9 protein-coding genes are annotated in these 14,300 nt (G+C 41.8%); 6 read left to right on the top strand and 3 right to left on the bottom strand.

The features are described from left to right. Window positions 1–26: 26 nt before the first annotated feature. Window positions 27–3,908 (top strand): ATP-binding protein, encoded by a 3,882-nt coding sequence (locus J8L84_RS00965; protein ID WP_211069047.1) that lies wholly within the window; start codon window positions 27–29, stop codon window positions 3,906–3,908. 1,481 nt (window positions 3,909–5,389) lie between these two features. Continuing rightward, window positions 5,390–7,015 (top strand): polysaccharide lyase family 7 protein, encoded by a 1,626-nt coding sequence (locus J8L84_RS00955; protein ID WP_211069046.1) that lies wholly within the window; start codon window positions 5,390–5,392, stop codon window positions 7,013–7,015. A gap of 57 nt (window positions 7,016–7,072) precedes the next feature. On the opposite strand, the gene J8L84_RS00950 is transcribed toward J8L84_RS00955, so the two are convergent. The 3 genes from J8L84_RS00950 to J8L84_RS00940 all read right to left on the bottom strand — a co-directional run bounded on the left by J8L84_RS00950 (window position 7,073) and on the right by J8L84_RS00940 (window position 9,414). Beyond that, a complete protein-coding gene (locus tag J8L84_RS00950; RefSeq protein WP_211069045.1) occupies window positions 7,073–7,396 on the bottom strand; it encodes a DUF3392 family protein in 324 nt (107 codons plus the stop codon). 97 nt (window positions 7,397–7,493) lie between these two features. Beyond that, a complete protein-coding gene (locus J8L84_RS00945; RefSeq protein ID WP_211069044.1) occupies window positions 7,494–8,375 on the bottom strand; it encodes a sugar phosphate isomerase/epimerase in 882 nt (293 codons plus the stop codon). Window positions 8,376–8,406: 31 nt separating this feature from the next. Further along, window positions 8,407–9,414 carry a LacI family DNA-binding transcriptional regulator gene (locus tag J8L84_RS00940; RefSeq protein ID WP_211069043.1) on the bottom strand — a complete coding sequence of 336 codons (1,008 nt, stop codon included), beginning with the start codon at window positions 9,412–9,414 and terminating at the stop codon, window positions 8,407–8,409. A gap of 378 nt (window positions 9,415–9,792) precedes the next feature. Here J8L84_RS00940 and J8L84_RS00935 point away from each other — a divergent pair, with 378 nt between their 5' ends. From J8L84_RS00935 to J8L84_RS00920, 4 genes are all read left to right on the top strand, one after another. After that, window positions 9,793–10,956 carry a Gfo/Idh/MocA family oxidoreductase gene (locus J8L84_RS00935; RefSeq protein WP_211069295.1) on the top strand — a complete coding sequence of 388 codons (1,164 nt, stop codon included), beginning with the start codon at window positions 9,793–9,795 and terminating at the stop codon, window positions 10,954–10,956. A 69-nt stretch (window positions 10,957–11,025) separates the two neighbouring features. Next, window positions 11,026–12,078: a sugar phosphate isomerase/epimerase gene (locus J8L84_RS00930; protein ID WP_211069294.1), complete on the top strand. Its 1,053-nt coding sequence runs from the start codon at window positions 11,026–11,028 to the stop codon at window positions 12,076–12,078. Between the two features lie 32 nt (window positions 12,079–12,110). Next, the gene (locus tag J8L84_RS00925) at window positions 12,111–13,325 is read left to right on the top strand and encodes a nucleoside permease (RefSeq protein ID WP_211069042.1); all 1,215 of its coding nucleotides are present in this window, start codon (window positions 12,111–12,113) and stop codon (window positions 13,323–13,325) included. Further along, complete coding sequence (locus J8L84_RS00920) at window positions 13,318–14,253, top strand: TIM barrel protein (protein WP_211069041.1); 936 nt, start codon at window positions 13,318–13,320, stop codon at window positions 14,251–14,253. The genes J8L84_RS00925 and J8L84_RS00920 overlap by 8 nt, the downstream gene beginning before the upstream one ends. Window positions 14,254–14,300 lie beyond the last annotated feature (47 nt).

Raw genomic sequence — 14,300 nt, 5'->3', positions numbered from 1 at the left:
TTGAATATGAATATAGGGACATATAAATGAAATGGGTCAAGAGCTCGTTTTTTGGCTCAATTGTTGTTTTTTCGTTGCTAAGTATTGATGCTTTTGCATCAGGGGGAAGCGAAAGCTTCCACGGACGTAGTGTATTTGCGGGAACCCCTGCAGGTGTAATATGGGATATAGAGGTTGTTGATGAAGCTATATTCCTTGCTGCAGAAAATGGCGTTTTTCAGATTGTTGGACAAGAATCCCAAAAAGTTAGTTATAACCAGTCTAGTTCAAAGACGGGCATAATTTCTGATGTGGCTTATGAGAAAGGCTATCTTTGGGTAAGTGAATTTGGGGTTGGTGTTTTCAAATACAATCTAGAAACAGGAGTTTCAGAACAGTTTGTTTCTCATTCCTCAGATCTAAAAAGTGTTTGGAATTTAGCCATAACATCTGACTATTTAGTGTTTTCATTAATCAACGGTATATATGTTGTTGATAGAACGACGAGGGAAATACAACATTGGGCAGATGAAATTTCATCTAAATCTTTAGCTGGTGCCTATTCATTAGTTTCTGACAATCAAACTAAAGTACACGCGATTTCGGAAACTTATCATATCGAGATAGATCTAGCTGGTCAGAGTGTGAAGCTAAACCCTTTAACAAAAGATTATCCCAAATTATCAAAGTTGACTGCTATTTCTTATTCTGGTTTCAAGCAATATCTTGGTGGGCCTGAAGGTATCTACATAATAGATGAGCAAAAAAACACGAAGAATTTTTATCCTTTTGATTCGGCTTTAACAATAAGAAAACCACTGAGTAAAATTTTTATCGCTGACGATGAAAATATCTGGATTGCTGCAGGCGGGCTATACAAAGTTATTGGAAATACTATTACGGCGATTAATTGGATGAATCCAATTATCACATCAGATGCAATACACTCGATAGTAGCAATCAATAAACTAAGAAACGGAGAGTTGATTCTAGCATCAACACAATTAGGGGTGATTGCGTTTTCAGATTCTCAAAAGGCAGTTAACTATCTAAGTTTAAATGAAGTTATCTATCAAAAGAATATTAGATCAACAGGTATAACGACAGAGGGAGTTGGGTATATAAAAGATGCTAGTAATAGCTATTTGTTGAAAACCCAAAATGGCTCCTTAAGTCCCCACACTTTTAAAGCCGCGAAATGTCTAGATAGTTACGAAGTTAAATTTGAAGAGATTTATTTGAAAGAGAGAGGGGAAATAAGTTTTTGCTCAAACCCGCACAATCACATTATCAATTTAAGTGACGATAAATACTATGCTTATGCCCTCACAGATGATGGATGGAAATATTACCTAGCTGATTTAACCTCAATTTTAGATGAATTTGATGCGCCCCCATTTCTAAAAAGTTCTATTGTCTTATCTTCTGGCGAGCTAATGGGATTCGACGCGGACAGTTCCATACACATTCAGCTGTCTAAGTTTAATTGGAAGGTTTTGCCTCCCTCAGAGACAGGATGGAGCAGAATCACTTGCATCATAGAATTTAATAATACTTATTTGGTGTGCTCCTCTGGCAGTGGACTCAATGAAATTGATAGTACTACTGGTGACATTTCAAAAAGTAAATTACTAAATAATTCCGATATTAGATTTGTTCGAGCGGGGCTTTTAAGTAGCAATGGAAATTTCTGGTTTACTACAAATATTGGGCTCTTTCTTTATAGTACGAGTGACGACAATTTGTATCAATTAGATAGCGACAATGGTATTTGGGATGTCGACTTTGATTTCGGAGGAATTCACGAGCTAAATGATACTATCATTATCGAGGGGGATAGATTTGCTTATAGCATCAATGAGAAAGCAATTATCAAAAGTTTGAGTGATGCAAATGTTGCACCTCAAATATCTTTCCTCAAAGCCGAATGGTTCAATGAAGAGGGTGAAGTAGACTCCTTATATCCTATTTTTTCGAACTCTGAATTTACTATTGATAGCAGCTATCAGACACTTGATTTCAGTGTCGCATCAAATAGTTACGTGGAAAGCTACAAGCATAAACTAGAATTTAGAATACTCGGGTATATTGAAGATTGGCAAACTCATAACGCATCAAGTATGAATTTAGCTATTTCTGATATTGGCTATGGCAGTTTTGAATTGCAAGCTCGGGTACAGTCACCCTATAGCAACCTTGAATACCCCATCAATTCTCTGCATTTCAAAATAAGTCCACCGTTCTACTTAAGTCACTACGCCTACTTTCTATATGCCATCCTTATGATTATGTGTGTTTATTTATATCGAAAAGGCTATCTAAAACTAGTGGCCTCTATGGTTATTAACACTTCACTGGTACAGAAGGTATTAGGTAGGTACGGTGCTGAGCATAAGAATAAAATAGAAGCATTAGCACAAAACAAAATTCGGCTTTTCAGTAATGTCTCGCACGAGCTTCGCACGCCACTGCAACTCATTATGAGCGAGTTAGGTGATTCGAAGAAAAGTGATTCAGAGAAAGAAAAGCTCAATATCACGGCGTTAGTCCACAATGTTCAAAGAATGGAAAACTTATTAGATCAAGTGAATACGGTAGACAAACTGGGTACTTCAACGCTAGAAAACTTTAGGTTGTACTCTGTAGATGATATTAAAATTATAGCTTCAAGTTTAGACTCATTAGTGAAAACAAAGCGCCAAGTACTCGATGTAAGTACACGAGGCACAGGCACTATTTCACTTTTAAAAGGTAGCTTAGAGTCGATTATTGGGAACCTCATTACTAACGCGGTTAAATTTACCGAAAACAATGGAATAATTAAATTTTCAGCCGTTTTTGACGAAGATAATCTAACACTTAGCGTTCGGGATAATGGGAAAGGCATCGATGAGTCTAACCACCAAGAAATTTTTAAGCGTTACAAAAGGATAGATCCATCTCCAGAAGCCACAGGCGAGGGAATTGGTCTGTCTTTAGTTAAAGAGTTGGTGGCTATGAATCAGGGCGAAATATCTGTCGACAGTGCGCTAGGCAAAGGTACCAAGTTTATAGCGACTTTCCCCATAGATGATATACAGCTTTTAAATAGTCAAAACTTAGATGAAAGTACTGATAGTAATTGGGAAGACAAGCCAGCTATCTTGTTAGTGGATGATAGCCGTCAACTTCGTAATCACCTTTTTAAGTTATTCTCTTCGACCTACAAATGCCTTGTGGCTAGAGACGGAAAGCAGGCTCTAGATATTCTACAGACTCACAAAGTTAACCTAGTCATAACCGATCTTATGATGCCGGTTATGGGGGGGCTGAACTTTGTGGAAAAATTGCGTGATACTGATGCTTTAAATTATTTACCCATTATTGTTTTAACGGCAAAAGTAGATGATGAATCAAAAGAAAGAGCCTTACAGGCGAATGTAGACTGTTTGCTCACTAAGCCTATCGCTGATGAAGAATTAATGCTCAGAGTAAGGCATCTTGTAGCATTAAAACGAGCCCCATCGAACAATCTCTCGTCGTCAGACATGAATAAAAGCGAAGACAGTTGTATTTTATTGCCAGAACTTTTGTCAGAAAAAGATATGGCTTTTTACCTTAACTTTATCTCTGTTTTAGAAAAAAATTATCAAGATGAATATTTTACTAGGGATAAAGCTGCTGATTTATTGCTAATAAGCCCCAGAAGTTTAAACCGAAAGCTTTCAGAGCTATTTGACTACAACTTCAGCGAGTTTCTATCGCGATTCAGAATAGACAAATCCAAAGCGCTACTAGCCAATGGTGCCTCCGTTATTTCGGTAGCTACAAGCGTAGGCTTTGCTGGACCGTCCTATTTTTCGACCACATTCAAACGCATCATGGGTATACCACCTAAACAGTACTCCAGCACATTAGTAGAACCTCACAGTACAGAACATCAGGTCTAATTAGCAGCAATTGTTTCACCAGTAAGTCATTTAAAAGCACACGAGCGTTACAGCTTATCGGCAAGTTGACTAACAATTCTTACCCAGTAAAAACTCTTACAAGTTTTACTATATACTGCTGAAATTAGGCGGTTTAAGTAGACTGCGTTTTACATGTGATTAGGTTTTTCAAACCATTTAATAGACGAGTAGAGCACTTAAGAGTGCGTGTTAAATTACCGTACATATAAATTTATATTAGTTTAAAGGTTTAACGTGAATAGAAGAAATAGATATAGACACTACCCTAAAGTTTTAGGGGCTATGGTGCTATGGGCATTGGTAGTTTCCGTTGTTAAGATTATACCGATAGACTGGCTTAGAACAACACTGATTGTATTAGCAACGGTTGTGACCTTTATCTATGGTTCTTTTTATATATCCAAAAAGGACTAAACATAGATTTTAATCAACAAGTAATAATGGATAGGGGTAATGTGTGCTAATAAAAGAATCGATTTTAAGTTTGAAAAAGTCGGTGTTATTTTCACTAATGGTCTTGTGGAGCGCGTTCTTCGGAATATCGGTTCTACTCAGTCAAGCTGATGTCATTATTTTTTGGATGAGATTGAACCATTTTATAGTTATCGTACTTTCGTTCATTTATTCAATTTTCTTCATTCTCGTTGCAACATCTTCAAGCATACAAAATTTAGTTATTCAAAATACAAAACGAAATCAATTTGATGAAAAAGTATTTTATTTTACTTCCTTTGTCTCTTTTGCCTTTTCAGCAACGACATTTTTTTTGAGTTTACAAGCAAAGTAGGGCGTTCCAAATTTGTGGGGGCTTAGCCAATGGTGCTTCTGTTATTTCGGTAGCTACTAGCGTAGGCTTTGCAGGACCGTCCTATTTTTCGACCACATTCAAACGCATCATGGGTATACCACCTAAACAGTATTCCAGTACTTTTGAAGAGCCTCGCAGTTCAGAACATCAGGTCTAATTACCGAAATTCCTCCTACAAAAGTCAGATTAAAGCGCATACATTAATTTTATTAACCAATTTTGCACTTATTGGTAATGTTTTTGGTTGTTATTTATATTTCTTTTTGTCTGATTCTTGCCTTGTAAACTTTTCCACTATGCCCAGTTTGTTAATTATTATTATAAATAATTCTCATTTCTATTTTTCGAACATTAATTTAAAGGTTGCAATTATCTTTATGATTTATATTTATTTTGTTTGATTGTCTTTGCACTTTTGAGTAGTCCTTAGTCTATCAATTTACTTTTTGGTAAGTATTTTGTTAATGGTTTGTGTTGATCTTATTGGTTTTTTGGTTAATTATTTTACATGTGGGCTGGATCATTGGTATTACCATTTTGGTAAGCTTTATTTCTAGCCTGTATCGAAAAATGAATTTCGTTTTTAGTCACAACTTTTTTGTTGCGATTACTTTAATTGGTTTACCAAACCATTAATTACAGGACAAATTGCATGAACATCAGGACACGAAAAACATCACTCTCTTTTGTAGTGGGTACTGCGCTTGCATTAGCAAGCACCTCGTTTGTACATGGAGCCTCGGTATCTATCGATAACCCAGGGTTTGAAAGTGGGTTCGATGGTTGGACCGATACCGACCCTTCCGCAGTATCTGGTAACGCCTATGCAGGAAGTAGCTCTGCTAAAATTTCCGGTGCGAATGGCAAAGTAGAGCAATATGTTGATGTTACACCTAACACAGATTACACCTTGCAGGCGTACGTAAAAGGTATTGGTAAAGTCGGTGCCGATGTTAACGGCACGCGGTTTAATAGAACTGGTGGCGGCAGCGATTTTGAACCTGTATCGGTAAGCTTTAATTCAGGCTCTGCAACTTCGGTTAAAATTTATGCAAATTATTATGGCGGCGAAGGTCGATTCGACAATTTCACGCTGGAAAGTGCTGGCTCTACAACGCCGCCAGGTAATTCCACGTGTTCAGGAAACGAGAACTTAAGCATTAGTACTGCAACCGACAATGGCACTAACGATGGGCACGGGCCATTAAATACTATCGATAATGACTTAACGGACGAGTCGCGTTGGTCTTCCAACGGCACTGGCAAAACGATTACTTACGATTTAGGTGAAGTGGCTACGGTAAAAGCATTACAAGTTAAATGGTTTAAGGGTAATACCCGTAGTTCATTTTTCGACGTACATACGTCTACCAATAACAGTAACTGGAATGCCGTGTTACTTTCAGGCGCGTCAAGCGGTTCAAGTTCAGGTTATGAAACTCACGATGTGACCGATTCTGATGCGCGTTATGTTCGTATTACTGGGTTAGAGAATTCGGCGAATACGTGGAACAGCATTGTTGAAACCAACATTTATGGTTGCGGCGGAGATACTGATAACACGCCTGATCCAACGCCTACACCAACCCCTACTCCCGGTAATTTTGATATGAGCGATTGGGACATGGAGGGTGCCGATCCACGTGTGGGCGACACCATGGAGTTTGATGCCTTACGCGAGCAACATGTTACGCCAAACGGCAACGGCTGGCGTCACGAGCTTAAAATAAAACAAGAAAAAAGGGTGGCAATGACCGCCGTGTTTGAAGACTTTCAAGCGAACATAAAAGTGGAAATGTCCGATGGCTCAAAAGCTATTGTTGCCCAGCATCATGCTAGTGACACAGGCACTATTATGAAGTTATACGTTTCTGATACCAGTGAAGGAGGGTTCACTCCAACAAATGCTGGCGTAGAAAGTGACAGCGTAGCTCGTAATGGTATTTTTGATGTGTACGTACGCCTGGCACGAGAAGACGGTTCCGGTGAAGACAAGCAGTTGTTAGGCACTATGGTAAGCGGTCAAAATTTCGATTTCAGAGTTATTAACGACCATGGTTATGTGACGGTTTCAGCGTTTGGTGAGTCTTTTTCGCGAACTATTGAAGACAGCACCGATTCTTACCTGAAATTCGGTAACTACTTACAAGCTCAAGATCCTGAAACAAGGGAAGATGTAGACAACTCAGACGACTGGGCTGCGTTTTATGCCAGTGAAGGTATTACTGAAAGTCTACTTACCTTTTCAAGCATTAACTACATTCGAAATGTAGATTAATACGCACATAAGTACGCTTAGAAAATAGAAAGGCGAAGCCAGTGGGCTTCGCTTTTTTTATATGTATCTTCTACGCTCGGCCAAAAAACCAATAAACATAAACGCAAAAACAAAACCTGCACCTTGGTACTGCCAAGGAAGGTATGCAATAACATGATGCAGAAAAGGAGCACCATAAAGGGTTAATGCGCCATAACCGAAGGCACATAGCACTACAAAAAGGCTAACCCGTAGTATGAAATGATAGGGGGCTAAAATACGCTTTATATGGCTATTAATAATATCGCCGTACACCACTAAAATGGTGGCCATAAGCATGATGCTCATTTCGGCGTAATAAGGGCTTAACGTGCGGGATAGGGCACTGAACAGTTCGTTCATACGGCATTACTCATGATAACGACACCTACAACATAAAGGTGGCGTTATCATAACGATATATAGGGTTTTGCTAAAGCGCTTTGCTAAAAGTGTCTTGCTACAAAGTATTGTTTAGCATACTTACCGCTTTATAGCCTTGTTCAATAGTGGCAATACGATCGCCGGTTTGATCCCGTTCTACAAATTTATGCTCAATTCCAGCCAGCTTTCCATTCGCAAAAATTGTTTCAAAGTCGATAACGCCTGTGCCCACATCGGCAAAACTACCGTCTGTCGCCATGTCTTTTACATGCCACAATTTAAAACGACCAGGGTATTGCTTAAAGTAATCTACGGGGTCTTTTCCGGCTTTAACTGCCCAGTACAAATCTAGCTCCATAGATACTAAATCAGAGTCGGTTTCAGTAATAAGTACATCTAGCGGTATTTCACCATCACGCACTTCAAATTCAAAATCGTGGTTGTGATAAGCCAATGTAATATTGGCTTTACTACAGGCTTCACCAATTACGTTAAGTTTTTCAGCAAGCGCTTTGTAAGGCGCTATGCCCACGCCGCGCTGCGCTTCGCTAAGCCAAGGCACCACAAGGTATTTATGACCTACGGTTTGCGCATCTTCTAGCACTTGCTCTAAGTTGTTATCAAAGTCATCAAGTTGAATGTGAGCAGACGGGGCAGTTAATCCTTCGCCTTTTAGAATGGTACTAATTTCTTTGGCGCTATGGCCAAAGTAACCTGCGAACTCAAGTTCGTTGTAGCCCACCGCGCCTACTAATTTTAATGTGGCAGGCACACTAACTTTCATAATATCGCGCAGGGTATAAAGCTGTAATCCAATACTATTGCTCGCCATACCATTTGAGTTTAACGACTTAGCTGTATGTGAATGTGCAAATACGCTGGGTATTGCGGCGCAGCCTGCACCTATGGTTGCAGCGCGAATAAACTGCCTGCGGGTGAAGGTGGAAGGGGTAAACATAGCATTCTCCTTAACGCGCCATTATGCGCTGTTACACAATGTGAGCTGGGCCAGTACTGCCTCTAGCAATGAGTTCAAACGGCATAATAACTTTTGGTGCTTTACGAATTTTGCCGTTAATGAGGTCTATCAATAAGCTTACTGCCGTTCGGCCGAATTCTTCGGCTGGCTGGGCAATCGTGGTTAACGGTGGGTCGCAAAATGCCGAAAAGGCAATATCGTCAAATCCCGCTACCGAAATATCTTGAGGAATACGCAAGCCTGCTTGTTTAAATGCTTGCATAGCACCTATTGCTGTTTCGTCGTTTTCACAAAATACAGCAGTCGGCTTTTGCGCTTGTTGGGCAATAGTTACGCCTGCGTTATAGCCCGCTTGTAGCGTGAAGTCGCCAGGAAATAGCAGGCTGTCGTCGAAGGCAATATTGGCATCGTTTAACGCATCTTTATACCCCGACAAACGGTCTTGCGTAAGCGGGCTTGACTGAGGGCCTTTTATCATCGCAACTCGAGTATGGCCCAACCCTAACAAATGTTCAGTCATGGCTTTTGCCGCGGCACGGTTATCAAGTGCTACGGTAGGGTATTTACCTTCATCAATAACTTCACAGGCGTTTACCATAGGCAGCAGCCCATTGTCGTTGATCATGCTGTCGTCGAAAGGATTTAATGCTCGTAGCTGAATTAATCCATCGGCCTGAGAAGTACTTACCATTTTTGCGTAATGGCTTTCAATATCAGGGTTACCCAAGGTGTTTGCCAGTAAAATTGAGTAACCCAATTCTGCTGCCGTTTCTTGCATACCACTTATAACACGCGCAAAAAACACGTTCGCGACAGTAGGAACCAGCACAACAAGGTTGTGGGTTTTTCCGGAACGAAACTTTACCGCCATTAAGTTAGGCTTGTAACCGACTAGCTCAACCGCCGTCATCACTTTTGAGCGGGTTTTCGGTGAAACGCGCTCGGGTTGTTGAAGAGCCCGAGACACCGTTGCTACCGAAACACCAGCGCTATCAGCAACATCTCTAATATTTGCCATTTACTCGTGTCTTATCTTTATTCGCTTATCTGCGAATTAATTGAATTGATGTAACCGATATCATTTGGAATTTAGAATACGTATCTTTCTTAAAAAATCCAGTGCTAAGTGTATATTTTTTGTAAATGGTTTTGGCGTCTTAATCCGTTCATTCGCTGTTTTAAAGCAAAATACGTTTGTTTTAAGACTATTTAGCTTATCTTCTTAAACTTAAGTTTAACAAAAAACGCCCAAATACATTGACAGACAAAAATGTAATCCGTTACATTTTAAATATGGTTACAATAATGCAACAAGTTTGCAATAAGCGAGCGTGATACTGGTAAGGTTTACCGGTTAAGCACTGCACCACAACAGGAGCTACGCAGCATGGCGAAAATGCAAAAAGTAAGATTAGGTATGATTGGTGGTGGTGAGGGCGCATTTATTGGTGCGGTTCATCGCAACGCATTTGGGCTAGATGGTCAGTACGATTTGGTATGTGGCGCTTTTAGTCGCGACTCCAGCAATAACGAGAACACGGCAGATAGTTTAGGTGTAGAACCTAGCCGTACTTATGCCTCGTGGGAAGACATGCTAGAAAAAGAAGCTGCGCTTCCAGAGCAGCAACGCATGCAGGTGGTGTCTATTGTTACGCCGAATCATTTACACGTCCCTATTTCAATGGCCGCAATAAAAGCGGGTTTTCACGTGTTCTGCGAAAAGCCCGCCGGTGTTGGCTTGGGCGAGGTAAAAGACTTACAAGACTTACTTCATAGTACCGACAGATTATACGGCTTAGCGCACACCTATTTGGGTTATCCCATGGTGTGGCAAGCGCGCCACATGGTTGAAAGCGGCATGCTAGGTAACATTCGTAAAGTGTTTGTTGAGTACCCACAAGGGTGGTTATCGGCAAATGAAGAAACCCATAATAAACAGGCCAAGTGGCGTACCGACCCGAGTTTAGCTGGCGGTAGCGGCTGTATGGGCGACATTGGTACCCACGCTTTTGGACTTGCTGAATTTGTTTTAGACGATGCTATTACGGCCTTATGTGGTCAGCTTTATACACACATTGATGACAGGCAGTTAGATGACGATGGCGCAGCGCTGATTAAAACCAAGAAAGGTGCTACTGGTGTGTTGATTGCCAGCCAAGTGTGCGCAGGTGAAGAAAACGCCTTAAAGATAAAAGTGTATGGCGATAAAGGCGGATTAGAGTGGCATCAAATGGAACCGAACTCTGTGGTGTATCGCCCTATAGGCCAGCCATATCAAGTATTCCGTGCTGGACTAGGGCAACCCGGTTTGTGTGATGAAGCTGTTAATCGTTGCCGTATTCCAGGCGGACACCCCGAAGGTTACCTAGAAGCCATGGCAAATTTATATAACGATTTTGCCAAAGCGGTTCGTAGCGAATCAGAACATACAAGCAGCAAAGCAAATGGAGTGCCTGGCATTAAATCTGGTCTTCGCGGCATGGCGTTTATTGATGCCATGTTGGCCAGTAGCGACAGTGATACTAAGTGGGAAACCGTCAGCCCAGTTGGCACAGAGTAAGTGGAGCATATGGCAATGGAACAACAAGCAAAAGAACAGCAAGCAAACGAACAACCAGCCAAAGAAGCTATGCCAATTAAAGGCCCAGCTGTATTTTTAGCCCAATTTATGGGTAAAGATGCCCCCTTCGATACACTTGAAAATATGGCCAAGTGGGCAGCGTCATTAGGGTATAAAGGCATTCAGGTGCCCACCGATCCTGCCTTGTTCGATTTAGAAAAAGCAGCAGAAAGCCAAGAGTACTGTGACGAAATCGCCGCTACTTGTAGAGCCGCGGGCGTAGAAATTACCGAGTTATCAACGCACTTGCAGGGACAGCTGGTGGCAGTGCATCCCGCTTACGATGAGCTTTTTGATAATTTCGCGCCAGCACATTTACACGGCAAGCCAAAAGCTCGAACTGAATGGGCGGTAAACCAACTTAAGTGTGCCGCTATTGCCAGCAAACGGTTAGGGCTAAACGCGCATGCTACGTTCTCAGGTGCTTTAATGTGGCACTTAGTGTACCCATGGCCGCAGCGTCCAGCTGGGCTAGTTGAGCAAGGGTTTGCCGAGTTAGCTAAGCGTTGGTTACCTATTTTAGATGCCTTCGATGATGCGGGCGTAGACGTATGTTATGAAATTCACCCAGGTGAAGATTTGCATGATGGCGCTACTTTTGAAATGTTTTTAGCTGCGGTAGATAACCACCCTCGCGCCAACATATTGTTCGATCCTAGTCACTTTGTACTGCAGCAGCTCGATTATCTGGATTTTATAGACAGGTACCACAGCCGTATAAAAATGTTCCATGTTAAAGATGCCGAGTTCAATCCTAACGGCAGAAGTGGCGTTTACGGCGGCTATCAAGATTGGAAAGATCGCCCTGGGCGTTTTCGCTCGTTAGGTGATGGCCAAGTCGATTTTAAAGGTATTTTCAGCAAGCTTACTCAGTACGGGTTTTGCGGATGGGCAGTACTTGAATGGGAATGTTGCTTAAAAGACTCTGCGCAAGGTGCGGCTGAAGGCGCGCCATTCATCGCTGAGCATATTATTCAGCCAACCCGCTACGCGTTCGATGATTTCGCCGGTGGCGAGGTAAGTGAAACGAAAAACAACCGCATTTTGGGTATAAGCGAATAACGCTCTCCCGCAGACACAGGATAATAACAACCATGATAACCCTACGTCTTAGCACCATGATGTTTTTGCAGTTCTTTATTTGGGGCGGCTGGTTTGTCACCTTGGGGACTTACTTAGCAGGCACTTTGTCGGCCAGTGGTGGTCAAATTGGAATGGCATTTTCTACCCAAAGTTGGGGAGCAATTATTGCCCCCTTTATTGTGGGGTTAATTGCCGATAGGTTCTTTAACGCCGAGCGTATTTTGGGTGTGCTGCATTTATGTGGCGCGGTACTCATGTATATGATGTATCAGGCGAATGACTTCACCACCTTTTATCCGTACGTGTTGGGTTACATGATTGCCTATATGCCAACCCTCGCGTTAGTGAATTCAGTGGCTTTTGGCCAAATGGCTAACCCTTCAAAAGAGTTTGGAAAAATTCGTGTATGGGGCACAGTAGGTTGGATTGTTGCAGGTTTACTTATTAGTTACGTGTTTTCTTGGGATTCCACCTCGGCCATTGCCGATGGCATGCTTAGAAACACCTTTATGCTATGTGCAATAGCATCGTTAGCCTTAGGCATATTCAGCTTTACCTTACCTGCCACACCACCTAAAGCGGCGGGTCAAAAGACAGGTTTACGCGATGTATTAGGGGTAGATGCGCTAGCGCTGCTTAAAGATAAAAACTTCTTTATCTTCTTTTTATCTTCTGTGCTTATTTGTATTCCACTTGCGTTTTACTACCAAAACGCCAATCCGTTTTTAACCGAAATTGGGGTTGAAAATGCCACCGGAAAAATGACCTTAGGCCAAGTGTCTGAAGTGTTATTCATGCTTGCATTACCTGTTTTTCTAAACAAATTTGGCATTAAAGCAACCTTGTTAATTGGTATGGCTGCTTGGGTATTACGTTACGCCTTGTTCGCTTTTGGTGATGCAGACGAAGGGCTGTTTATGCTGATTGTGGGCATAGCCTTGCATGGTATTTGTTACGACTTTTTCTTTGTGTCTGGGCAGATTTATACCGATGCGAAAGCAGGCGAGCGCATCAAAAGCGCTGCGCAGGGTTTGATCACTTTGGCTACTTACGGGGTGGGCATGCTGATTGGTTTTGCCGTAGCAGGGAAAATAACTGACGAATACACCACGGCAACATCTCATAGTTGGCAAGATATCTGGCTGTTTCCAGCAGGCTTTGCGGCTGTTGTATTAATTATTTTCTTGGTGTTGTTTAAGTCAGAAAAGGTCAGCACTGATGCATAACGAAAGCAGACGCAGTTTAATAAAAGCAATGGCGCTGACGGGCGCTGGTGTATTAGCACCTTCAGCGTTTCACAGCGCACACGCGGCCAGTGCAGCGGATAGCACAGAAAATAGTACAGAAGATAAAACAGAGAATGGTATGAAGCAATCATCGCTAAAAGGCAATATTAATCATTCTGTTAGTCGCTGGACTTACGGCGACCTTTCCATAGAAGAGCTGTGTAATACAGTGAAAGAGCTTAACTTTTCGGCCATTGATTTAGTGGGGCCTGAAGATTGGCCGGTATTAAAGCAACACGGGATTGATTCTTCTATGTGTAATGGCGCTGAAATAAGCCTTGAAGATGGCTTCATTCACAGCGACTTACACGATGAGTTAGAAGCCCGATACTTAAAGCATATCGACCTTGTCGCTGATGCTGGCTATACCAACCTTATTTGTTTTAGCGGCAATGCCCGTGGAATGAATAAAGAGGAAGGGTTAGAGAATGCTGTGGCAGGTTTAAAGCGTATTTTACCTCATGCCCAGAAGCGTGGCGTGGTGATATTTATGGAGCTGTTTAATAGCAAAATAGATCACCCTGACTATATGGCCGATAGCTCTGAATGGGGTGTTCAGCTATGCAAACGCCTTGATAGCAAGCACTTTTCATTGCTGTACGACATCTATCATATGCAAATCAACGAAGGCGATATTATTCGCACGATTCGCGATTTCCATCCTTATTTTGGCCACTACCACACCGCCGGTGTGCCAGGGCGAAACGAAATTGGTAGCACTCAAGAGCTGTATTACCCAGCCATTGCTAAGGCTATTTTAGAAACAGGTTTCGATGGGTATTTAGCGCAAGAGTTTATTCCAACACCAGATACAAAAGCAGGCAGAATTGAGTCGCTTAAAGAAGCGATATCTATCTGCGACGTATGACTTTACAACCAAACACCATACATGAAGTACGTGTTTAAGGGGACATA

Source organism: Alteromonas sp. MMG017, from assembly GCF_018100795.1.
Taxonomy (GTDB): Bacteria; Pseudomonadota; Gammaproteobacteria; order Enterobacterales; family Alteromonadaceae; genus Alteromonas.
Note: the sequence above shows the minus strand (reverse complement) of the source record. Positions and strands in the feature narration are given on the sequence as shown.

Bases quoted from the DNA above. Each gene is read 5' to 3' on its own strand.
- J8L84_RS00930 (WP_211069294.1), top strand. From the start codon at position 11,026: ATGCCAATTAAAGGCCCAGCTGTATTTTTAGCCCAATTTATGGGTAAA.
- J8L84_RS00965 (WP_211069047.1), top strand. From the start codon at position 27: ATGAAATGGGTCAAGAGCTCGTTTTTTGGCTCAATTGTTGTTTTTTCG.
- J8L84_RS00950 (WP_211069045.1), bottom strand. From the start codon at position 7,396: ATGAACGAACTGTTCAGTGCCCTATCCCGCACGTTAAGCCCTTATTAC.
- J8L84_RS00925 (WP_211069042.1), top strand. From the start codon at position 12,111: ATGATAACCCTACGTCTTAGCACCATGATGTTTTTGCAGTTCTTTATT.
- J8L84_RS00940 (WP_211069043.1), bottom strand. From the start codon at position 9,414: ATGGCAAATATTAGAGATGTTGCTGATAGCGCTGGTGTTTCGGTAGCA.
- J8L84_RS00955 (WP_211069046.1), top strand. From the start codon at position 5,390: ATGAACATCAGGACACGAAAAACATCACTCTCTTTTGTAGTGGGTACT.
- J8L84_RS00945 (WP_211069044.1), bottom strand. From the start codon at position 8,375: ATGTTTACCCCTTCCACCTTCACCCGCAGGCAGTTTATTCGCGCTGCA.
- J8L84_RS00920 (WP_211069041.1), top strand. From the start codon at position 13,318: ATGCATAACGAAAGCAGACGCAGTTTAATAAAAGCAATGGCGCTGACG.
- J8L84_RS00935 (WP_211069295.1), top strand. From the start codon at position 9,793: ATGCAAAAAGTAAGATTAGGTATGATTGGTGGTGGTGAGGGCGCATTT.